Raw genomic sequence first — 21,178 nt, forward strand, 5'->3', positions numbered from 1 at the left:
GCCATTCGAACCAAGACAAACCTGACTCGCCTCGCGCGGCTGCCGGACTCTTTCCGAGTCCGGCAGCCGCGTGGGTGGGTGGAGAACTTTGACGAAGGAGTTGCTGTGGGCTCGGTGGAACGGGACGACGTGAGCGCCGAACATCCCGGATTACCGCTCACCGGAGCGCAATTGGGCATCTGGAACGCGCAGCGGCTCGATCCTGAGTCGCTCAGTTACCTGGTCGGCGAGGTACTCGAGATCTCGGGTACGGAGCCCGTGGACGTGCCGTTGCTGGACACCGCGATTCGCCGGACCATCGCCGAAACCGACACGATGCGATCGCGTTTCAGCGAGACGTCCGATGGCCCGCGCCAGCGGATCACCGACCTGGAACCGGAGCTGCGCCCACTCGTCGATCTGCGCGCCGAAGCCGACCCGGTCGCCGCGGCGCACCGGCTCGTCGCCGCCGAACGCGAACGCGCGGCGACCTATTGCCGCGACATGGTGGAACGGCAGCTCTACACCTACACGCTGCTGCGCCTCACCGACAACGACGTGTGGTGTATCCAGCTCTATCACCACCTGATCATCGACGGCTACAGCGCGGCCATGGTGTCGCGCCGGGTCGCGGCCCACTACACCGCGCTGCGTCGCGGTACCGAAGCGCCGCGCCTGCGCTGGGGGTCGGTCGAGACGCTCGTGGCCGAGGACCTGGAATACCGCGGGAGCCAGGCACATCGGCACGACCGCGAGTATTGGCGCGACCGGCTCACGCCGCTGCCGCCGCTGGACGGGCGCGGGCGGGCGCCCGAGGGCGTGGTCGAGCAGACCCATGAGGTACGCGCGGTCCTCGACGCCGACCTGATGGGTCGCGTCAAGACAGCGGCCACCGAAGCCGGTATCACGTGGGCCGATGTGCTCGTCGCCGGTTACGCGGGGTTCGTGCATCGGTTGCTCGGTGAGACCGATGTGGTCATCGCGCTGCCGGTGATGGCGCGCGTCGGCAAGACCGCCCTCACCACTCCGTCGATGGCGGTCAACGTCCTGCCGCTGCGAGTTTCGGTGTCCGGTCAGGACCGCCTGGGTGAGCTGGGCAAGCGGGTGGCCGACGCACTGCGAGAGATGCGCGCCCACCAGCGTTTTCGCGGTGAGGACCTGGCCCGGGAATTCGGTGGGGCACAGACCGGTGCCCTGCTGCACGGCATCGGCGTCAACCTCAAGGCCTTCGACTTCGCCCTCGATTTCGACGGTGCCACCGGCACCCTGCGCAATGTGGCCGGCGGGCCGCCCGAAGACCTCGGCCTGACCGTCACCCCGCTGTCGGAGGACCGCGTCCAGCTCGGCTTCGAGGTCGACGCGCGGTCACTGGACGCGGCCACTGTGCGGCGGCGGATGGACGCGCTGGTCACGCTGATCACTCAGCTGGTCGATGCCGACGAGCCGATCGGCGCGATCACCCTGTACCCGGCTTCGCTCACGGCGCACATCGCCGTCGACCGCGCCGGTGCGGCCCTGCCCGATCGTCCCGACGACGTCGTCGAGGTCTTCGACCACATGGTCGCGGCCCAGCCCGGCGACATCGTCCTCGTCGACGGCACCCACCGGCTCACCGCGGCGGAACTCGGCGCCCGCGTGCACCAGCTCGCGCGCTTCCTGCGTGGCCGAGGCGTCGGCCCCGAGGACATCGTCGGCATCGCCCTCCCCCGCTCGGTCGACCTGGTGATCGCCCTCCTGGCGGTCCAACACGCGGGCGCGGCCTTCCTGATGCTCGACATCACCCACCCCGCCCAGCGCCTGGCAGACATCATCGACGACGCCGATCCGGTCCTGATCCTGACGGATGACATCGTCGCGCAAGCTGTCTTCACGGATCGGCGCACGACTGCCGGGGCCACGGACCTGACCTCCGACGCCGAAGCGACATCGGCCTCGCTGCGTCCCGCCGACGAGCGGGCGACCAACTGGCCTGCGGCGACCCTCCTCTTGTCCGACAACACGGTTCGTGCAGCGATCACCGGTCTGCCGAGCGGGCCGCTGTCGATGGCTGAACTCGCCGCGCCTCGTTCGGCCGGACATCTCGCCTATGTCGTGTACACCTCCGGCTCCACCGGCAAGCCGAAGGGTGTGCAGATTTCGTGCGGCGCGATGGCTCAACTGTTGCACCACCATCGAAGCACCGTTTACGCCGATACCGCCGCGCGAGTGGGCGGGCGGCAGCTGCATGTGGCGCACACCTATTCCTTCGCCTTCGACGCGGCGCTGGATCAGCTCTTGTGGCTGTGGTGCGGGCACCGGATCCATCTGTACGACACAGATATTCAGAAGGACGCGACTGCGCAGGTAGCGGCGTTGCGTACCGATCGGATCGATGTCGTCGACACCACTCCCTCGATGGCTACCGCGCTGATCGACAACGGGTTGCTCGGCAACGCGCACCGTCCGGAACTGCTGCTGCTCGGTGGTGAGGCGACGCCGCCTGCGTTGTGGTCGGTCATCGTCGCGTCGAAGGTGTTCGCCCGCAACATGTACGGGCCGACAGAGGCGACCGTCGACGCGCTGAGTGCGCCGGTGACCGGCACCGTGCCGCACGTCGGCGGACCGTTGCCGGGCACCCGGGCCTATCTGCTCGACGGCGCGTTGCAGCCGGTGCCCGACGGCGAGATCGGCGAGTTGTACTTGGCGGGAACGCAATTGGCGCGCGGTTACCTCGGGCGCATGGTGGTGACGGCGGAGCGGTTCGTCGCCGATCCGTTCGCGTCCGGCGAACGCATGTACCGCACCGGTGACCGGGCGCGCTGGCTCCCTGGCCACGGCTACGACTATCTCGGGCGCGCAGATTCTCAGATCAAGGTGCGCGGGTATCGCGTGGAACTGGGCGAGGTCGAAGCCTCGCTCGGCGCGCTGCCCGGCGTAGCCGCAGCGGCCGCCACCATCCGCAAGTCCGGCGACAGCACCCGACTGGTCGGCTACCTGGTCCCCGAGACCGGCCGCACCCTCGACGCCGACCAGCTGCGTCAGCTGCTGACCACCCTGGTCCCCGACCACCTCGTGCCCTCGGCCCTGGTGATCCTCGATGCCCTACCGACCACCGTCAACGGAAAACTCGACCGCGCCGCCCTCCCCGCACCCCAGCTGACCTCGACCGGCCGACCGCCGCGCACCGAACAGGAGCGGGCACTGTGCGGAATCGTCGCCGAGGTCCTGGGCCTGGCGCGGGTCAACGCGACCGACGATTTCTTCGGCCTCGGCGGCGACAGCATCACCGCGATCGGCGTGAGCAGCCGCCTCCGCGCCCTCGGCTGGGAAATCCAACCGAAAACCCTGCTCGCCCAACGCGACCTGGCCACCATCGCCGCCACCGCCCAGATGGCGCAAGCCCGGACCGCCACCGTGACCCCGGATGAGCCGACCGGCCCCGTCCCGATCCCACCCATGGTGGCGGCCCTCCTCGAGGCGAACGCGGACTCCGGCACCATCGCCGGCTACGCCCAGTGGACGGCCCTGACCCTCCACGAAGACCTCACCGTCGACCACCTAACCACCGGCCTGCAAACCCTCCTCGACCGCCACGACGCCCTCCGCCTCGTCCTCGACGGGTCCGGCACCGACGCCCGGCTCGAGGTCGCCGCAGTGGGCACGGTGCGCGCGTCCGACCTGGTCCGCGAGGTTGCTCCACCACGCACCACCGATGTCACGGCGTACACAGAAACCGCGTCGATCACCCGCCTCGACGAAACTGCCGACGCCACAACAGGGCCAGAGCGCGCCGGTGCACCGAAGCACACCGAGTCGGTGGCATTGGCGCTGGCAGGGGAATTGGCGCCCGCCGCGGGTGTCCAGATTCGTGCCGCGCTGGTACGTAGCGGGCCCGGCGTCGCCGATCGGTTGGTGCTTGTCGCCAATCACCTTGTGGTAGACGGTGCTTCGTGGCGAGTCCTGGTGCCCGAGCTCTATGAAGCCTGCTCCGCCGCGCAGGAAGAACGCCCCGCGCGACTTGCCGGGAAGGGGAGCTCGTGGCGGCGGTACGCCACGTTGCTCGCCGAGTCCGGTGTCGCGGGTGAGTACCGCTCGGAACTGGCGCACTGGGAGCGGGCGCTCGGCGACGCGAGCGTCGGACCCCTCGGGCAAAGGGCGCTCGATCCCCCTGTCGACCTTGTCGAGAGCGCCCAGCAGTCGAGAACTTTCGTGGCGCCCGCGATCACCGAGGCCTTCCTCACGACCCTGCCGACCGCCTACCGAGCGAAGACCGACGACGTATTGCTCGCCGCACTCATGCTCGCACTCAACGCCTGGCGGCACGAGCGCGGCGAGGCGCTCGAGCCGGGCAGGCCGGTCACCGTCGAGGGTCACGGGCGCGAAGCATTGCGTCCCGACACCGATTTCGCGGGTACCGTCGGCTGGTTCACCAGCGAGTTCCCGGTGTGGACGCCCGCGACCGGCATCGATGATCCCGCCGGACTCACCGAGGCCTTGTCCGGTGGCGCGGCGGCCGGGCACCTTCTGCGCGCGGTCAAAGAGGCCAAGCGCGCGGTTCCCGGGAACGGCGTCGGCTACGGCGTGCTGCGCAGGCTCGACCCCGAGACCGCGCCGCGATTCGCCGGTCGCCGCGCACCGGAGGTGCTACTCAATTACCTCGGCCGGTTCGGTGGCGGCGGGGCACCGGGTTGGAGCCTGCCCGAGCACGACGCGTTCGCGGTGACGGAACCACCGGAGAAGGCACTCACCGAAGTGCTGGCGCTCAATGTCTTCGTCCACGAAGCCGCGCAGGCCGGTGCGCCGCGCCTGGCCGTGGAGTGGACAGCCGCGAGCCGGATTCTCGGCGCCGACCAGATCGCGGAAATCCAGCGGCACTTCGAGCTCGCACTGGAGGCGTTCGCCGCCCACGCGAGGCTGTACCCCGGCGGACTCACACCGTCGGACTGCCCCGGCGTGATCGTCGACCAGGACACCATCGATGCGCTGGAGGACTCGCACGGCCCACTGTCCGAGCTGCTCCCGCTGTCGCCCTTGCAGGAGGGGTTGCTGTTCCACGCGATTCGCGACGGCGCCGACGATGTCTATACCCTGAGTGCCCGCGTCGACCTGCACGGTCCACTCGACGGCCCACGGTTGTCGGCGGCCTTCGACACTGTTGTCGGCAGACACCCGACCATGGCGGCCGCCTTCCACTACGAGGACCTCGACCAGCCGGTGCAGGCGGTTCCTCGCTCGGTCGGCATGCCCTGGCGTGAGGTCGACCTCTCAGATCTGCCGCTGCGCACCGCAGAGACCGCAGCCGACCGCCTCGAAGCCGAAGCGACCCGCCACCGGTTCGCGGTCGACCGGTCACCGATGTTGCGCGCCACGCTGATTCGTCTACCCGGTGATACACACCGCCTGGTGCTCAACACCCATCACCTGGTCATCGACGGCTGGTCAACCCCGATAGTTCTGCGCGAAGTACTGGCCACCTACCACGGCGACGAACTCACCCCGGCGCCCGCGTACAGTGACTACCTGACCTGGCTCGCCGCCCGGGACCGCGACGCTGTCCGCACCGCCTGGTCTCGCCGACTGGCCGGGCTCGAGGCACCGACGCTGGTAACCGGGACGACCGTCGATGCCGCCCACACTCCCCGCGAACCCGAAACCCGTCAGCAGCAAGTCGGACGCCCGGCATCGCCGGCCACCACACCGGCACTCGATCAGGGCGCCACTTCCCGCGAGGTTCGGCAGTGGCAGGTTGCGCTCCCGGCATCGCTCGCAACCACACTGGCAGAGCTCGGCCGATGCCGCGGTCTCACGATGAACACCCTGGTGCAGGGTACCTGGGCGCTGGTGCTAGCCGCGCTCACCGGTCGCCTCGATGTCGTGTTCGGTGCGACCGTCTCCGGACGTCCTGCCGAGCTGCCCGGCGTAGCGGGCATGGTCGGCCTGTTCGCCAATACCGTGCCCGTCCGCTGCACCGTCGATCCGGCTCGTCCCCTGCTCGACCAGTGGGCCGACCTGCAGGAAAACCAGTTCGCCATGCAGGAGTTCGACTTCGCGAGCCTCGCGGAGATCGAACGCATCACCGGCCTCGGCACCCTCTTCGACACCCTCGTCGCCTTCGAGAACTTCCCCGATTCCGGTTCAGGACAGCCGGGCTCGCACGAACTGCGCCTCGGCGCGTTCCACAACCACGGCAACACCCACTACCCACTGACCCTGATCGCCCCGCCGGGCGACCACCTGACGCTGGTCATCTGGTACGACCGCAGCGTCATCCCCGACACCAACCTCGCCCGGATCGCCGACCGAATCACCACCACGCTGACGTCGATCACGACCACCCCCGACACCCCCGCGACCCAGTTCATCAAGCCCCTCACTCCAACCGCCACGCCCCCGGCCGCACCGGCACCACCCATCGCACCGCCACCAGAAGTCCTCGCCGAGCCAGTCGTCACAGCGCGGCCCACCGCACCAGCCGTCGACGGCACTCCAGCGACAGCCCGCGTCGACACTGCCGCCCGATCTGCTGCTCCGCTCAACAATGGGGCCTTGCTCAGTCGCCCGATCGTGGCGGCTCCGAGCGGTACCACCCTGGCCGAGTGGGGCAACGCTGTCGATCCGACAGCCCCGGCGGTGACGGCGGACGGCGTCACGATCGACTTCGGCGAATTCGATGCCAGGGTCAATCGTCTTGCCCGGTGGCTCATCTCGCGTGGTGTCGGTCCCGAGACCGTGGTTGCCGTCGCCATGCCGCGCACTATCGATTCCGTCGTCACGGCGCATGCGATCTGCCGTGCCGGCGGTGTCTATCTCCCGATAGACCCGGAACAGCCCACAGAACGCGTCGAGAAGATTATCGATACCGCTGCTCCTACAATGGTTCTGAGCTCGCTCGATGACATTCGCACGATGGTCGACGAGCAATCGGACCACCCCGGGGAGGACGAATTCGCCGTTACTCCGCTCACCGATGCGGACCGCCTCGCACCGCTGCGCCCGGCGAATACCGCCTGCCTCCTGTTCACCTCCGGCTCCACGGGTGTGCCCAAGGGGGTGAGCCTGTCGCACGCCGCGATCATCTCCACTTTCGAATGGCTGCAGCGCGAAGTCGGGTTCGGCCCGGGCGACACCATGCTCTACCGCACCCCGCCGATCTTCGACGCTTCGCTCATGGAGATGTTCCTGCCGCTGCACCTCGGCGCCCGGATCGTGCTGACCCGCCCCGGCGGCCACCGCGACCCCTACTACCAGGCACAACTCATGAGCGCGGAGCGTGTCACGGCGATGTGGATGACGACCTCCATGCTCACCGTGCTCGCCGAGGAGGCCGACCTCTCGGGATGCGCGGACCTTCGCTGCGTCCTCACCGGCGGTGAAGTGCTGCCACCGGCGACAGCACAGCGGATGCGCGCGCTCACCGGCACCGCTGTGTACAACTTCTACGGTCCCACCGAGGCCGCGATCGGCTTCACCTTCCACGAGACCGTCGACGCCGACACCAAGTCGGTCCCGGTCGGTGCACCCGCCGACACCATCCGCATCCTCGACGACCGACTGCACCCCGTCCCCGAGGGCACCGTCGGTGAGCTCTACATGACCGGAGTGCGGTTGGCGCGCGGCTATCTGGCCCGCCCCGACCTGACCGCCGCGGCCTTCGTCGCCGACCCGTTCGGAAGCGGCGAAAGGATGTACCGCACAGGTGATCTGGTGAGACAGAACCCCGACGGCGAACTCGACTACATCGGCCGCACCGACAGCCAGGTGAAGTTGCGCGGCCAACGCATCGAACTGGGCGATATCGAATCGGCCCTGCTCACGTGCCCCGGCGTGGCTCACGCGGTGGTGCAGCTGCGCGAGGGCACACCGGGCGATCAGCGGCTGGTCGCCTATCTCATGGCGAAGTCCGGAATCACGCTCGACACAGATGCGGTTCGCGACCAGCTCCGAACAAAGTTGCCCGCCTACATGATTCCCGCCGCCGTCGTCGTACTGGATCACATCCCTCGCACGGCGACGGAGAAGATCGATCGCCGGGCGCTCCCAGCGCCGGAGTCACGCACCCCGGAAGGCGACGCCCCCGTGCCCGCCGAGGCCACGGCTACCGAGACACCTCTCGACGCTGTCACCGGCGACAAGCCCATCCGCCGCTCGGCCCAGCTCGTCGACAGAACGCACGACGAGAATGTCGACACCATTCGCGCGGCAATGGCAGCTGTTCTCTCGGTCCCCGCAATCGACACAGACGACGACTTCTTCGACAACGGCGGCCACTCCCTGCTCGCCGTGCGGCTGGTCGGCCGACTCACCCGCGCGGACCTACCCGTGGTTCTCGACGACGTCTTCACCGCCTCGACCCCCCGCAAGCTCGCAGCCCGCATCGGCGCGGCCGACCCCACCACCCCACCGAAGGACGGCCTCGCCGGCCTGGGCCGCCGCCTCGACCCGGTCCTGGAACTACGCGCCGAGGGCTCGGTCCCGCCGCTGTTCTGCGTCCACCAAATCGGCGGCACCGCATGGAAATACGCTCCGCTGGCGAGGTTGCTGCGGGCCGAACGACCCATCATCGGCCTACAGATGCCCCACCTCACCGAGCCGACCACGCGGACCCGCACTCTCGACGACCTGGCGCGGTACTACCTGGCCGCCGTCCGCCGCATCCAACCGCACGGCCCGTACCACTTCCTCGGCTATTCGCTGGGCGGCAATCTCGCCCACGCCATGGCCGCCATCCTCGAGGCTGAGGGTGAGCAGGTCGCCTATGTGGGTCTGCTCGACTCGCACCCGCTGTCGAACCTGACCGAACGGGCCGCCGCGACCCTGGCGGATCCCTCCGGAATGGCCGCACTCGTCCCCGAAATCGATGAGTACCCAGCCGAATTGGCAGCCGTGGTAACCCACGCCGCGACCGAACTGCTGCGCATGGTCACCGAGTCCGAGTCCCCCTCCTACAGCGGCCCGATGGCCCTGTACTGCGCCGACAACGGCCTCGAACCCGAGCGCGTGCACGCCCAGCTCACCGGCTGGCGTGCCGCGGGCGCCCAGCTGGTGGTCCGGCGACTGCCCTACACCCACAACGAGATCGCGATGCCGACCGGCTGGATCGAGGTCGCCGCGCTCATCGACGCGGATCCCGCGATCCGCACCTGAACTTCCACCTGGATAGAAAGAAGGAACAACTCCTATGTCAGCGCACCGAATGACGGCCCGCATGCGCGCCGCCGTCGCACTCCTGATCGTCGCGGTCACCGCGACGGCAGTGGGCTGCGGCACCTCCACCTCCGAAGGGTCGACCGACACCGGCACCCGCCAAGTGGAAACCGCCAAGGGCCAGATCACCGTGCCCGCCGACCCGCAGCGCATCGTGGTGCTCAACGGCGCCCTCGCCGGATTCCTCTACGATCTGGACGCGAACGTGAAGGCCGCGGATCCGCGCATCCTCGGCGTCACCCTCGCACCCGGCGAGTTCCCCCCGTCCTGGGCCGCCGACGCGAAAGAACAAGGCACCGAGGCGGTTCCCTCCGGTGACGACCTCAACCTGGAGTTCATCGCCGCCCAGCGACCGGACCTCATCATCGGCGGCGGGCCCGGTTTCCCGGGCCTGCAGACCATCAAGAACTACGACAAGCTCAGCGCCGTCGCACCGACCGCCCTCGTCCCCTCAGACCTCGCCAACTGGCAGGACCAGCTGAAGACGGTGGCCGATTTCGTGAACCGCCCCGACAAGGTCGAGCCCATGATCACCGCCTACAAGGACCGGGTCGCGGAGGTGAAGGCCGAGCTGAAGATCCCCCAGGGCGCGACCTCGGTGATGCAGTCCCAGGCCGACGGCAAGCCCATCCTGCTCGCCCCCGGCACCCCGCTGTCCAACCTCCTCGCCGACGTCGGCTTCACCATCGACGACAAGATCGAGACCAAGGCGGGCAACCCGCCCCGCACCCAGGCAGGCGACTGGGTCACCTTCAGCCCCGAACTCCTGAGCACCGTCGCCGACGCCCCGGTCCTGTTCGTGATCCTCCTCGACGGCGGCCGCAACATCCCCGCCCTGAAGCAGGACCCGGCCCTGGCCATGCTCCCCGCATTCCAGAAGAACCAGGTCTACGAACTCCCCGCAGCCAGCAAGCGCCCGGACTACCGCCAGTCCATGGCCACCCTCGACCTCCTGGCCGACACCTTCGAGTAGCCACGCGACAGCGAGAGGCCCCGCCGGTGAAATACCGGCGGGGCCTCTCTTGTTCGATGTCGCTTGTCTTACAGCGCCTTCAGTTCCTCGGTGACCGCACCGACGGACTTCTTGGCGTCGCCGAACAGCATGGAGGTGTGGTCGGCGTAGAACAGCGGGTTGTCGATGCCGGCGAAGCCGGAGTTCATCGAGCGCTTGAGCACGATGACGCTCTTGGCCTGGTCGACGTTGAGGACCGGCATGCCGTAGATAGGGCTGGACGGGTCCTCGCGGGCGGCGGGGTTGGTGACGTCGTTGGCGCCGATCACCAGGACCACATCGGTGCGGTTGAACTCACCGTTGATGTCGTCCATTTCCTTCATCGCGTCGTAGGAGACCTCGGCCTCGGCCAGCAGCACGTTCATGTGCCCGGGCATACGACCGGCGACGGGGTGGATCGCGTACTTGACCTCGACACCCTTGCCTTCCAGCAGCGACGCCATCTCCTTGACCGCGTGCTGGGCCTGGGCCACGGCCATACCGTAGCCGGGGACCACGATGACCTGGTTGGCGTAGGCCATCTGGATCGCGGCATCGGCGGCCGAGGTGGCCTTTGCCGTCTTGGCCTCACCACCGGCACCGGAAGCGACCGCGCCGCCACCACCGAACCCACCGGCGACGATCGCGGGGATCGACCGGTTCATGGCCTTGGCCATCAGGTTGGTGAGGATGGTGCCGGACGCGCCGACGATCATGCCCGCCACGATCATCGCGGTGTTGTTCAGCGCCAGGCCGGCGGCCGCGGCCGACAGACCGGTCAGGGCGTTGAGCAGCGAGATGACGACCGGCATATCGGCGCCACCGATGGGCAGCACGACCATCAGGCCGAGCACACCGGCCAGTACAAGCAGCGCGATCATCCAGAGCTGCGACACGCCACCGTCGTTGGCGCCGAGACCGATCACCACGGCACACACGATGGAGCCGAGCAGCAGCAGCAGGTTCAGCGGCTGCTGCAGCTTGCCGATGCCGATCGGCTTGCCGGACAGGATCTCCTGCAGTTTCGCGAAGGCGATGATCGAGCCCCAGAAGGAGATCGAGCCGATCACCGCGGCGAACAGCGAACCGATGATGATGTGGATGGTCGGCTCGTCGTGCAGCGCGGAAAAGCCCGAGCTGTCGATGAATTCGGCCCACGCGATGAGCGCGACGGTGCCACCACCGACACCGTTGAACGCCGCGACCAGCTGCGGCATCTCGGTCATCTTGGTGCGCACGGCGGGCGGAACACCCAGTGCCACACCGACGATCAGGCCGCCGGCGATCAGGATCCAGTTCAGCATCTCGGTGTGCCGGATCGAGATCAGCGTGGCGATCACGGCGATCGCCATACCGACGGCGGCGATCTGGTTGCCGCGCACGGCGGTCTTGGGGCCGGTGAGCCCCATCAGGCCGTAGATGAACATGGAGAAGGCCACGATGTAGAGGCCGTTGACCAGGTAGGTCATATTGTCGACTGCGTGCATCACTCGGCCGCCTTCTTCTTACCCTTGAACATGCCGAGCATGCGGTCGGTGACCACGAAGCCACCGATGACGTTCAGCGTTCCGAACACCACGGCGACGAACAGGATCACCTGAACCAGCAGCGAGGGATCCTTCACATTGCCCAGCGTCACCAGCGCACCGAGCACGACGATGCCGTGAATGGCGTTGGTGCCCGACATCAGCGGGGTGTGCAGGGTGTTGGGGACCTTGGAGATCACCGCGAAGCCGACGAAGCCGGACAGCACGAGAATGGCGATATTGGCGAGAAGTTCGGTGTACATCAGGCTTCCACCTCACGAGTGACGCAGGAATCGGCCAGCACCTGATCGCTGAAATCGGGCGCGAGCTTGCCGTCGACCAGCATCAGTTCCAGCAGCGCGGCGATGTTCTTGGAGTACAGCTCCGAAGCGTGCTCGGGCATGGTGGCGGGCAGGTTCAGCGGCGAGGCGATGGTCACCTCGTGCTTGACGACGATCTCGCCGGGCTCGGTGAGCTCACAGTTGCCACCGGTCTCCCCGGCCAGGTCGACGATCACGCTGCCGGGCTTCATGCCCTCCACCGCGGCGGCCGTCACCAGGCGCGGCGCCGGGCGACCCGGCACGAGCGCGGTCGTGATGACCACGTCGAAACCCTTGATGGCGTCTTCCAGCGCCTGCTGCTGCTTGGCCTTCTCCTCCTCGGTGAGCTCGCGGGCGTACCCGCCCTCACCGGCGGCATCGATACCCAGGTCGAGCCACTGCGCACCGACCGAACGCACCTGGTCGGCGACCTCGGGACGCACGTCGTACCCGGTGGTGCGACCACCGAGACGCTTGGCGGTCGCCAGCGCCTGCAGGCCTGCCACGCCGACACCGAGCACGAGAACCGTCGCCGGCTTCACGGTGCCCGCCGCGGTGGTGAGCATCGGGAAGAACCGGGTCGACTCCGACGCGGCGAGCAGCACAGCCTTGTACCCGGCGACATTGGCCTGCGAGGACAGCGCGTCCATCACCTGCGCACGCGAGATACGCGGAATCGCCTCCACCGCGAAGGCCTGCACACCGGCCGCCTTCAGCGCACCGATCTGGTTCTCCGCGTTGCGGGGCGCGAGGAAGCCGATCAGCGTCTGCCCGGAGGACAGCTTGGCCACCTCGGCATCGCTGGGCGGCGCCACCTTCACCACGACATCGGCCGACCACGGATCGCCGATCGTCGCACCGGCCTCTACATAGGCCGCGTCGGGAATGAGCGCGCCGAGGCCCGCACCGGCTTCCACGATCACCTCGACACCCTGCTTGGACAGGGTGGGGATGATCTTGGGTACCAGGGCGACTCGCCGCTCACCCACGCCGGACTCGCGAACGACTCCGACACGCGCGCCGCGCGGCGAATCCTCGCCAACGTTTTGCGTTGTCTCCACTAGTCAGACTTCCTTTTCGTGCTGGCTTCGAGCCTGGGAACAACGGTTCAGCCGACGTTACCGGTCAGTAAGTTCAACTGAAATCCTCGCAACTGTACTCGGCTCGCGGTGAGCCTAGCGGAGATGCCCGTCACAGCGGAGAACTGGACTCTTGACCACAAAACGGACAGAGCGGACCTGTTTCCGCAGCGACAGCCACTTCCTCGGCCCGCCGGGCGCCGGGTGGCGCCTGACTACACATTCGTAGCCGCAGGTAGGCGAGGACAAGAACGCACAAGCAGGTCCGATACTTACCTGGACGTGAGAGTGCGGGTAGGACGGCCGACCACCGAGCGGGACGTGACGTGTGTCATGCAAGGACTGTTGCGTCCCGAGGGCCACACCGTAGGGTTCACGGTGTGAACGACTGCGTCTTCTGTCGGATCGTGGCCGGTGCCGCGCCGGCGACCAAGGTCTACGAGGACGACGCCGTCTGCGCGTTCCTCGACATCCGGCCCATCATGCGAGGCCACACCCTTGTGGTTCCCAAGACCCACGCCACCGAACTCGACGACCTCGATCCCGATCTCGGCGCGCGGGTCTTCCGCGTGGGCCATCACCTTGCCCGCGCCCTGCGCCGGAGCGGGCTGGCCAGCGACGGCGCCAATCTCGCGATCAACGACGGCACCGCGGCCTTCCAGACCGTCGGCCATGTGCACCTGCACGTGGTGCCGCGCAAGCACGGTGACAAACTCGGTTTCGCCAGGGGGTTCCTGCTGCGACGGCCGCACGAACCCACCTCGACGGCGGCGGCGATCCGCGCGGGCATCGACGCGCTCGACGCCGAGGCGGATACGCCGGGGCGGCAACCTGATCGGCCGGGCCCGTCGAGCGAAGCAGAAGGAGTACAGGGATGACCGAACCGACACCGCCGCGCGAACTGCTCACCGATCTGCTGGCCCAGCAGTGGGAGACCATCGCCACTTTGGTCGCCGACCTCGACGAGAAGGCCTGGCGCCGGCCGTCTCCCCTGCCCGGCTGGACGCTGTTCGATGTGGTCGCGCATGTGATCGGTACCGAATCGTGGTTGCTCGGGCGCACCCCGCCCGCCCATGATCCGTTGCGCCCCAAGACCGATGTGCGCACGCTGCCGCATGTGCGCAACGAGGTCGCCGTGCTCAACGAGATCTGGGTCGACCGGTTGCGGCCGCTGTCGGGCAAACGCCTGCTCGCGCTGTTCGACGAGGTCACCGAGCTGCGCCGGGCCGCCCTCGCCGCCATGACCGACGAGGAGTGGGAGGCGCCGACGGTGTCGCCGGTCGGGCAGGTGGCCTACGGCCGGTTCATGCGGGTGCGCCTGTTCGACTGCTGGATGCACGAGCTCGACCTCGCCGACGGGATCGGGCGCAGTGTCGACGAGGGCGGTGCGCGCGCGGAGGCGGCGTTCACCGAACTCACGCTCGGGCTCGGGCGCGCGGTGGTGAAAGGCGCCAAGGCACCGGATGGTTCACGGATCACACTCGATCTCACCGGCCCGGTCACCCGGCAGGTGCACCTCGCGGTGGAGGGCGGGCGCGGTTCGGTGCTCGACGAAGCCGACGGCGAGCCGACAACCGTGATCCGTTTGGACTCGGGGCTTTTCGCGCGTCTGCGTGGTGGCAGGCAGTCGGCGGCGACGCACCCGGGGAAGGTGGTCGTCGAAGGCGATGCCGCCCTCGGCGATCGGCTCGTCCAGAATCTGGCCTTCACCATCTGATGCGGTTGTTCCTGGCCTCCTACCGATTCGGCGGTTTCGCCGAGCGGCTCGCCACGCTGGCGGGCGGCAAGGGCAAGGTCGCGGTGATTCCGAACGCGTGTGATGCCTGGCCCGCCGCATGGGCGTCGGCGGTCGCCAGCGACATGGAACCCCTACGCAGGCAGGGTTATTCTCCCGAAGTGCTGGACCTGCGCGAGTACGTCGGGCAGCCCGCGCAGCTGGAGCGTCGGCTGCGCGGGTACTCGATGGTGTGGGTGCGTGGCGGCAACACGTTCGTGCTGCGTGCCCAATTCGCCCGCAGCGGAGCAGATTCGGTGCTTACCACGCTGCTGCGCGAGGACACGTTGACCTATGCGGGATACAGCGCGGGCGCCTGCCTGCTCACGCCCGATCTGCACGGGCTGGAGACGATGGACGACCCGGGCGAGGTGTTGCCCACCACCGGGGCGGCTCCGCGATGGGACGGGCTCGGGCTGGTGGATCGGCAGCTGGTCGTGCACCTGGACTCGGCCACCGATCCGGACGGAGAATCGGCGAAAATGCTTGCGCGCTACCAGGAAGAAGGCGTCCCGCACTGGGCGCTCACCGATGACGATGTCGTCGTGGTCGACGGCGAGCACACCGAGGTGCTGCGCGGGTCACGCTGAGGGTCTCAGCGTGCGGTGTCGGCCGCGGCCAGGTCGGGTGCCGGTGTCCGTTTGCGGAATACGATCCAGCGCATCGCGCAGTACATGTACACGGCCTCGCATCCACCGGCCAGCAACCGCGCCACGTGGTATTGCACGCCGAGCGCGGTGAGACCCGAGCCGACGCCGAGGATGAACGCCAGGTAGTTCACCACGACCACAACCACATACACCGCTGCCTGCTTGCCCATCGGGGCGTGCGAGTGGAAGTTGAAGGTGCGATTCAGCAGGAAACTCAGGCCGAACGCGACGATATAGGCGCAGGTGATGGACAACCACACCGGCATATCGAATCCGTCGTGCAGCAGGGTGAGCAACAGCAGATCGACGCCGAAGGTGAAGCTGTTGATGAGGGCGAAGCCGAGGAAAGTGGCGGGCACGTACCGGTCGAGTCCCCACGGCAACCGGGCGACAACGCCCTCGCACCAGCGGGTGAACCGGTCGGCGGCCGAATCGGTGACACTCGCCTGCTGCTGCACCCGGCCAGCCTGCCAGCGGCACATGACATCGAGGTGAGCAACGGGCAAACGCCCCGAGCGCTAGCGGCCGACGGCCACGACCGGTCCGCGCTCGAGCGCCGCCCACTCGGCGAGGCAACGGCGGCGGGTGAATTCGTCGGCCTCGGCCAGCAGCGCGTCACGCAGTACGCGCGGGTCGGCGGCCCACGAGCTCGCGATCTCGGCGAGCGCGCGCAGATCGAAAAGACCCGTCGACTCGAGCGCCGTCATCCAGTCGTCGTGGTCGCCCGCGTACACGCGACGCATCGCGTCGGCCTCGATATCGGCGCCCAGCAGCGCGCCGACCAGCTCGGCCCGGTCCCGAGGTTCCCTCATCATCCGATCCTCCCTGTGAAAAACGGTGCGGCACAACGACATCGCGTACGCGATGCGCAGGCAACGGAACAAGAAAACACGCCGGGCGCCCCGACAAATCACACCCTCCCCTGCATTGTGACCACTCGGACGCCGTATACACCAACCAGCCGCGCCGAATCACAATCATGCCCGCGCGGCCCTGTTCGGACGCACATCACATCTGGACGGTTGATCACCACGGTTCGGCTCTCCGACGATGCCGCCACCAGAGCGTGGTGATCGCATACTCGAGAGGGCCTGGTCGGGTTAGCGTTGGGAATGGACGATCGCCGGGTGGATCTGGATTCGCTGGTTTCGGAGGTTTCCGAGGGGGCTGTTGTAGTCGATGCCGATGTGATGGAGGGGTATCGGCAGGATTGGGCTCGTGATCCCGAGGCGGGAACGCCGGTCGCGGTCGTGCGGGCGCGCAGTACCGCCGATGTGGCGGCCACGCTGCGCTGGGCACAGGCGCGCGGGGTGCCGGTGGTGCCGCGCGGGGCGGGGTCGGGGCTCTCGGGTGGCGCGACGGCGGTCGACGGCGGGATCGTGCTGTCCACCGAATTGATGCGCGAGATCAGCGTCGATCCCGTGACGCGCACAGCGGTGGTGCAGCCGGGTCTGCTCAATGCGGAGGTGAAGCGGGCCGTCGCGGCGGAAGGGTTGTGGTATCCGCCGGACCCGTCGTCGTTCGAGATGTGCTCGATCGGCGGGAACGCGGCAACCAACGCGGGTGGGCTGTGCTGCGTGAAATACGGTGTGACCACCGATTACGTGCTCGGTATGGAGGTGGTGCTCGCCGACGGAACCGTGGTTCGGCTCGGTGGGCCTCGACTGAAGGACTCGGCGGGGTTGTCGCTGACAAAGCTGTTCGTCGGCAGTGAGGGCACTCTCGGGGTCATCACGGAACTCACCTTGCGCCTGCTGCCCGCCCAACCGCCGCAGGCCACCGTGGTCGCCGGTTTCGCCACACTCACCGCCGCCACCGACGCGATCCTCGCGATCACCTCGGCGCTGCGGCCCGCGATGCTCGAGTTCATGGACACCGTCGCGATCAACGCCGTCGAGGACGAGATGCGGATGGGGTTGGATCGCACCGCCGCCGCATTGCTCGTCGCCCGGTCGGACGCACCGGGCGAGTACGCGACGCACGAAGCGCAGACGATGCTGGAGCTCTGCGAAAAGGCCGGGGCGACAGAGGTTTTCCACACCGCCGATCCCGAGGAAGGCGAAGCCTTCACCGCCGCGCGGCGGTTCGCGATTCCGGCGGTGGAACGGATCGGGTCGCTGCTGCTCGAGGATGTCGGTGTGCCGTTGCCCCGGCTCGGTGAGCTCATCACCGGCGTGGCCGCGATCGGGGAACGCAACGACGTGCTGGTCTCCGTCATCGCCCACGCGGGCGACGGCAACACCCACCCGCTGATCGTGCACGACCCCACCGACCCCGACAACACCGCCCGCGCCCACCGCGCCTTCGGCGAGATCATGGACCTGGCGATCACTCTCGGCGGCACCATCACCGGCGAGCACGGCGTGGGCAGGCTCAAGAAGGCGTGGCTGCCCAACCAGGTCGGCCCCGAGGTGATGGCCCTGACCCGCCGCATCAAGGACGCGCTCGACCCGGCGGGCATCCTCAACCCCGGCGCGGTCCTGTAGGAACATCCGCCGACCGCGACGGGTTAGCATCCGGTATGACCACCAGGCTCGAGCACAACGTCGCCGATACCCGCTACGAGATCTACCTCGACGATGTCCTCGCGGGATACGCCGACTACGCCGAACGCGAGGACACCAAGGTCCGCGACTTCCACCACACCATGACCTTCCCCGAGTTCCGGGGCCGCGGGGTCGCCGCCGACGTGGTCAAATACGGCCTCGACGACTCCCGGACCAACGGCTACCAGGTCGTGCCCACGTGCTGGTACGTCGAGAAGTACATCGCCGAGCACCCCGAATACGCCGAACTGGTCCCCTGAGCGCTCACGCGGTCTCGCGGGCCAGTTGGTCGACGGCGATCTCGTAGACCCGCCGCAGCACCTCGAGCTCGGCGGTCTGACTGTGCTCCGGCATCGAGGACAGCATCACCAGCGCCGACACCACATACTTCCCGACCTTGGCGACCACGCGCTGCTGGGCGACCGGGGTCTGCACCGGCGGCCCACCCTGGACGCGCGTCTCCTGATTCCCGTTCGTCCGGACGACAACGGCTTCCGTGGCCACCGTTTTCGGCGCCTCCACCGTCGACACGGCCATCTTCAAGGTGCGGTCCCCGGTGCGCGCCTCGACGTTCGCGCACCGCTGCACCAGGCCGGTCAGACCCGCCACATCCGAGTCGGATTCGACGATCTGGACAAGGAACACCGCCGGGCTCGTATTCGAAGCCACCGACTCCCGCGCCCCCGCACCGATCGGATTCTCGATCAGCGGACGGCACGCCTCATCGGTGAAGGTGAGCGGCAACGCCGTGCCCGCCTCGGCGGCGGTGATACTCGCCGGCTTGCCCACCAGCGAATACCCGGCCGGATACTCGGCCAGCCGAGGCAACGATTTCAGCGCCACGATCCCCGGCGCCTCCTCAGCCGCACACCCGGCCAACGCCACCCCCACCCCCAACACCGCGACCCACCGAACCATCCGGTCACGTCGCACCACATCACCTCGAGACTCACCCGGCCGCATTCCCGGCCACTCGGGCGATCACGCTAGTGAACCGCGCTCACGACGGAGGGCTACCCGCCACGAGCTGTGCCGACTACCAAAGACGCGTACTTCCTTCGGGGCCCTGAAACACGCAACCCCCGGCAGTAATCCTGCCGGGGGCGTTCGATGTCGGGATCAGCGCAGGAGCTGGCGGCTCATGACGAGGCGCTGGATCTGGTTGGTGCCTTCGTAGATCTGCGTGATCTTGGCGTCGCGCATCATGCGCTCGACCGGGAAGTCGGTGGTGTAGCCGGCGCCGCCGAAGAGCTGGACGGCGTTGGTGGTGACTTCCATGGCCACGTCCGAGGCGAAGCACTTGGCGGCGGCGGAGATGAAGCCGAGGTTCTTCTCGCCACGCTCGGCGCGGGCCGCGGAGGTGTAGACCATGAGGCGGGCGGCCTCGATCTTCATCGCCATGTCGGCGATCATGAACTGGGTGTTCTGGAAGTCGGCGATGGACTTGCCGAACTGCTTGCGGTCCTTGGTGTAGGCGATCGTGGCGTCGAGCGCGCCCTGAGCCAGGCCGACGGCCTGCGCGCCGATGGTCGGACGGGTGTGGTCGAGGGTCTGCAGCGCGGTCTTGAAGCCGGTGCCGGGCTCGCCGATGATGCGGTCGCCGGGGATGCGGCAGTTCTCGAAGTACAGCTCGGCGGTCGGCGAACCCTTGATGCCGAGCTTGTGCTCGAGCGGGCCGACGACGAAGCCCTCGTCGTCCTTGTGCACCATGAACGCGGAGATGCCGTTGGCGCCCTTCTCGGCGTCGGTCACGGCCATCACGGTGTACCACTCGGACTTGCCGCCGTTGGTGATCCAGCACTTGGAGCCGTTGATGATCCAGTCGTCACCGTCGGCCTTGGCGCGGGTGCGCATGGAGGCGGCGTCGGAGCCGGCCTCACGCTCGGACAGACAGTACGAGGCCATCTTGCCCTCGACCAGGTCGCCGAGGACCTTCTGCTTCAGTTCCTCGGAGCCGTTGAGGATCAGGCCCATGGTGCCGAGCTTGTTGACGGCGGGGATCAGCGAGGAGGAACCGCAGACGCGGGCGACTTCCTCGATCACGATGCAGGTGGCGACCGAGTCGGCGCCCTGGCCGCCGTAGGCCTCCGGCACGTGCACGGCGTTGAAGCCGGCAGCGTTGAGGGCGGTGAGCGCCTCCTCGGGGAACCGGGCGTTGCCGTCGACGTCCTTGGCGTAGGGCGCGATCTCCTTCTCGGCCAGGCCGCGGATGGCCTGCCGCAGCTCGTCGTGGAAGTCCTCGAGCTTGAACAGGTCGAAATCGGGGTTTCCAGCCATCGAAGGCACACTCCTGGTTCTGGTGGTGTTCGCTGCGCCTCGCACAGCGGGCTTACGTTCGGCACGCAGTGCCAATCCACAGAGATTATACCCGGGACACTCTATCGCTACATGGGGATATGGGCGTGGCACCGAGTGTCACTGATGTGTGGTGTCGCGAGCCTGATGGCTCACAGGTTACCGAGGCGTGCGGTGAGCCGGTCGGCCAGCTCACGCGGCGGCATGTCGCGCGGAAACACCGCGACCACCAGCTCCTCCCCTTCCGCCGCGTCGCGCCTGCCACGGGGAATCAGCGCGAGTTCGGTCCGCAGATCGCTCACCGCCGCCCCCGGCTCGCCACGCACCATCCGCCGCAACAGGTAGTTGTGGGTGGCGGTCACCGCGGCCGTGAACTGGATGCGCGCCAGATCCGGCGTCTCCGGCAGCCGTTCGCGCAGGAACTCCGTGAACAACCGCTCGTACCGGAACACGGTGACGATCTCGCGCTCCCGCAACGCGGGCACCCGCCGCACCACCTGATACCGCCGCGCCGCGATATCGCGCCACTGCGTGAACCGCTCGAACACCCCGATCACGGCCTCGCACACCGCATCCCACGGATCCCCCCGCACCTCACCCAGGAATTCCTGCGCCGAAGCCAGCTGGAACTCGTGATCCGCGAAGATCACGTCCTCTTTCGACCGGAACTGCCGAAAGAACGTCCGCCGGGAAATCCCCGCCGCCACCGCGATCTCGTCGACCGTCGTCGCCTCATACCCCCGCTCGGCAAACAACCGCAACGCCTGATCAACCACCGTCAGCCGAAACTGCGCCGCATCATCCTGTGCCACGGACGTCAACCGTAGTCACCATC

15 protein-coding genes are annotated in these 21,178 nt (G+C 68.0%); 7 read left to right on the forward strand and 8 right to left on the reverse strand.

The window, feature by feature from the left end; genetic code table 11:
* Positions 1 to 105: 105 nt before the first annotated feature.
* The gene (locus NI2_RS13475; RefSeq protein ID WP_067490611.1) at positions 106 to 9,102 is read left to right on the forward strand and encodes a non-ribosomal peptide synthetase; all 8,997 of its coding nucleotides are present in this window, start codon (positions 106 to 108) and stop codon (positions 9,100 to 9,102) included.
* A 34-nt stretch (positions 9,103 to 9,136) separates the two neighbouring features.
* On the forward strand, positions 9,137 to 10,135 hold the full coding sequence (locus tag NI2_RS13480; protein WP_067490613.1) for an ABC transporter substrate-binding protein: 999 nt from the start codon (positions 9,137 to 9,139) through the stop codon (positions 10,133 to 10,135).
* A 68-nt stretch (positions 10,136 to 10,203) separates the two neighbouring features.
* Here the strand turns inward: NI2_RS13480 and NI2_RS13485 are convergent, their stop codons facing one another.
* Genes NI2_RS13485 through NI2_RS13495 form a run of 3 tightly spaced genes read right to left on the reverse strand, consistent with a single transcriptional unit; the run spans position 10,204 to position 13,060 of the window.
* Positions 10,204 to 11,622, reverse strand: coding sequence for an NAD(P)(+) transhydrogenase (Re/Si-specific) subunit beta (locus tag NI2_RS13485; protein WP_067490614.1), 1,419 nt, complete (start codon positions 11,620 to 11,622; stop codon positions 10,204 to 10,206).
* Between the two features lie 17 nt (positions 11,623 to 11,639).
* Positions 11,640 to 11,942, reverse strand: a complete 303-nt coding sequence (locus NI2_RS13490; protein ID WP_056818017.1) for an NAD(P) transhydrogenase subunit alpha part 2 — start codon at positions 11,940 to 11,942, stop codon at positions 11,640 to 11,642.
* The gene (locus tag NI2_RS13495; protein WP_067490619.1) at positions 11,942 to 13,060 is read right to left on the reverse strand and encodes a Re/Si-specific NAD(P)(+) transhydrogenase subunit alpha; all 1,119 of its coding nucleotides are present in this window, start codon (positions 13,058 to 13,060) and stop codon (positions 11,942 to 11,944) included. The genes NI2_RS13490 and NI2_RS13495 overlap by 1 nt, the downstream gene beginning before the upstream one ends.
* Positions 13,061 to 13,458: 398 nt before the next feature.
* On the opposite strand from NI2_RS13495, the gene NI2_RS13500 reads away from it, so the two are divergent.
* From NI2_RS13500 to NI2_RS13510, 3 genes are read left to right on the forward strand one after another with little or no spacing between them, the layout of a single operon-like run.
* The gene (locus NI2_RS13500; protein ID WP_084476405.1) at positions 13,459 to 13,956 is read left to right on the forward strand and encodes an HIT family protein; all 498 of its coding nucleotides are present in this window, start codon (positions 13,459 to 13,461) and stop codon (positions 13,954 to 13,956) included.
* Positions 13,953 to 14,795, forward strand: coding sequence for a maleylpyruvate isomerase family mycothiol-dependent enzyme (locus NI2_RS13505; protein ID WP_067490622.1), 843 nt, complete (start codon positions 13,953 to 13,955; stop codon positions 14,793 to 14,795). Before NI2_RS13500 ends, NI2_RS13505 begins: the two co-directional genes overlap by 4 nt.
* Complete coding sequence (locus tag NI2_RS13510) at positions 14,795 to 15,442, forward strand: Type 1 glutamine amidotransferase-like domain-containing protein (protein WP_067490627.1); 648 nt, start codon at positions 14,795 to 14,797, stop codon at positions 15,440 to 15,442. Before NI2_RS13505 ends, NI2_RS13510 begins: the two co-directional genes overlap by 1 nt.
* 5 nt (positions 15,443 to 15,447) lie before the next feature.
* On the opposite strand, the gene NI2_RS13515 is transcribed toward NI2_RS13510, so the two are convergent.
* Together NI2_RS13515 and NI2_RS13520 are read right to left on the reverse strand one after the other, a co-directional pair.
* Entirely contained in the window at positions 15,448 to 15,984 is a 537-nt protein-coding gene (locus NI2_RS13515; protein ID WP_067490629.1) for a GtrA family protein, read from the reverse strand.
* A 36-nt stretch (positions 15,985 to 16,020) separates the two neighbouring features.
* The gene (locus tag NI2_RS13520; RefSeq protein WP_067490675.1) at positions 16,021 to 16,314 is read right to left on the reverse strand and encodes a hypothetical protein; all 294 of its coding nucleotides are present in this window, start codon (positions 16,312 to 16,314) and stop codon (positions 16,021 to 16,023) included.
* A gap of 300 nt (positions 16,315 to 16,614) precedes the next feature.
* Here NI2_RS13520 and NI2_RS13525 point away from each other — a divergent pair, with 300 nt between their 5' ends.
* Both NI2_RS13525 and NI2_RS13530 read left to right on the forward strand, forming a co-directional pair.
* Positions 16,615 to 17,988, forward strand: a complete 1,374-nt coding sequence (locus tag NI2_RS13525; protein ID WP_067490631.1) for an FAD-binding oxidoreductase — start codon at positions 16,615 to 16,617, stop codon at positions 17,986 to 17,988.
* A gap of 35 nt (positions 17,989 to 18,023) precedes the next feature.
* Positions 18,024 to 18,308, forward strand: coding sequence for a GNAT family N-acetyltransferase (locus tag NI2_RS13530; RefSeq protein WP_067490634.1), 285 nt, complete (start codon positions 18,024 to 18,026; stop codon positions 18,306 to 18,308).
* A 4-nt stretch (positions 18,309 to 18,312) separates the two neighbouring features.
* Here NI2_RS13530 and NI2_RS35545 read toward each other — a convergent pair whose 3' ends face one another.
* The 3 genes from NI2_RS35545 to NI2_RS13545 form a co-directional block, all read right to left on the reverse strand.
* Positions 18,313 to 18,981 (reverse strand): hypothetical protein, encoded by a 669-nt coding sequence (locus NI2_RS35545; protein WP_133733982.1) that lies wholly within the window; start codon positions 18,979 to 18,981, stop codon positions 18,313 to 18,315.
* 186 nt (positions 18,982 to 19,167) lie between these two features.
* Positions 19,168 to 20,325, reverse strand: a complete 1,158-nt coding sequence (locus NI2_RS13540) for an acyl-CoA dehydrogenase (RefSeq protein WP_067490637.1) — start codon at positions 20,323 to 20,325, stop codon at positions 19,168 to 19,170.
* 170 nt (positions 20,326 to 20,495) lie between these two features.
* Complete coding sequence (locus NI2_RS13545; RefSeq protein ID WP_067490639.1) at positions 20,496 to 21,155, reverse strand: TetR family transcriptional regulator; 660 nt, start codon at positions 21,153 to 21,155, stop codon at positions 20,496 to 20,498.
* Positions 21,156 to 21,178: the final 23 nt, after the last annotated feature.

This window comes from Nocardia ignorata NBRC 108230, from assembly GCF_001612905.1.
Taxonomy (GTDB): Bacteria; Actinomycetota; Actinomycetes; order Mycobacteriales; family Mycobacteriaceae; genus Nocardia; species Nocardia ignorata.

Bases quoted from the DNA above. Each gene is read 5' to 3' on its own strand.
- NI2_RS13485 (WP_067490614.1), bottom strand. From the start codon at position 11,622: ATGACCTACCTGGTCAACGGCCTCTACATCGTGGCCTTCTCCATGTTC.
- NI2_RS13490 (WP_056818017.1), bottom strand. From the start codon at position 11,942: ATGTACACCGAACTTCTCGCCAATATCGCCATTCTCGTGCTGTCCGGC.
- NI2_RS13505 (WP_067490622.1), top strand. From the start codon at position 13,953: ATGACCGAACCGACACCGCCGCGCGAACTGCTCACCGATCTGCTGGCC.
- NI2_RS13520 (WP_067490675.1), bottom strand. From the start codon at position 16,314: ATGAGGGAACCTCGGGACCGGGCCGAGCTGGTCGGCGCGCTGCTGGGC.
- NI2_RS13530 (WP_067490634.1), top strand. From the start codon at position 18,024: ATGACCACCAGGCTCGAGCACAACGTCGCCGATACCCGCTACGAGATC.
- NI2_RS13510 (WP_067490627.1), top strand. From the start codon at position 14,795: ATGCGGTTGTTCCTGGCCTCCTACCGATTCGGCGGTTTCGCCGAGCGG.
- NI2_RS13480 (WP_067490613.1), top strand. From the start codon at position 9,137: ATGTCAGCGCACCGAATGACGGCCCGCATGCGCGCCGCCGTCGCACTC.
- NI2_RS13540 (WP_067490637.1), bottom strand. From the start codon at position 20,325: ATGGCTGGAAACCCCGATTTCGACCTGTTCAAGCTCGAGGACTTCCAC.
- NI2_RS13515 (WP_067490629.1), bottom strand. From the start codon at position 15,984: ATGTGCCGCTGGCAGGCTGGCCGGGTGCAGCAGCAGGCGAGTGTCACC.
- NI2_RS13525 (WP_067490631.1), top strand. From the start codon at position 16,615: ATGGACGATCGCCGGGTGGATCTGGATTCGCTGGTTTCGGAGGTTTCC.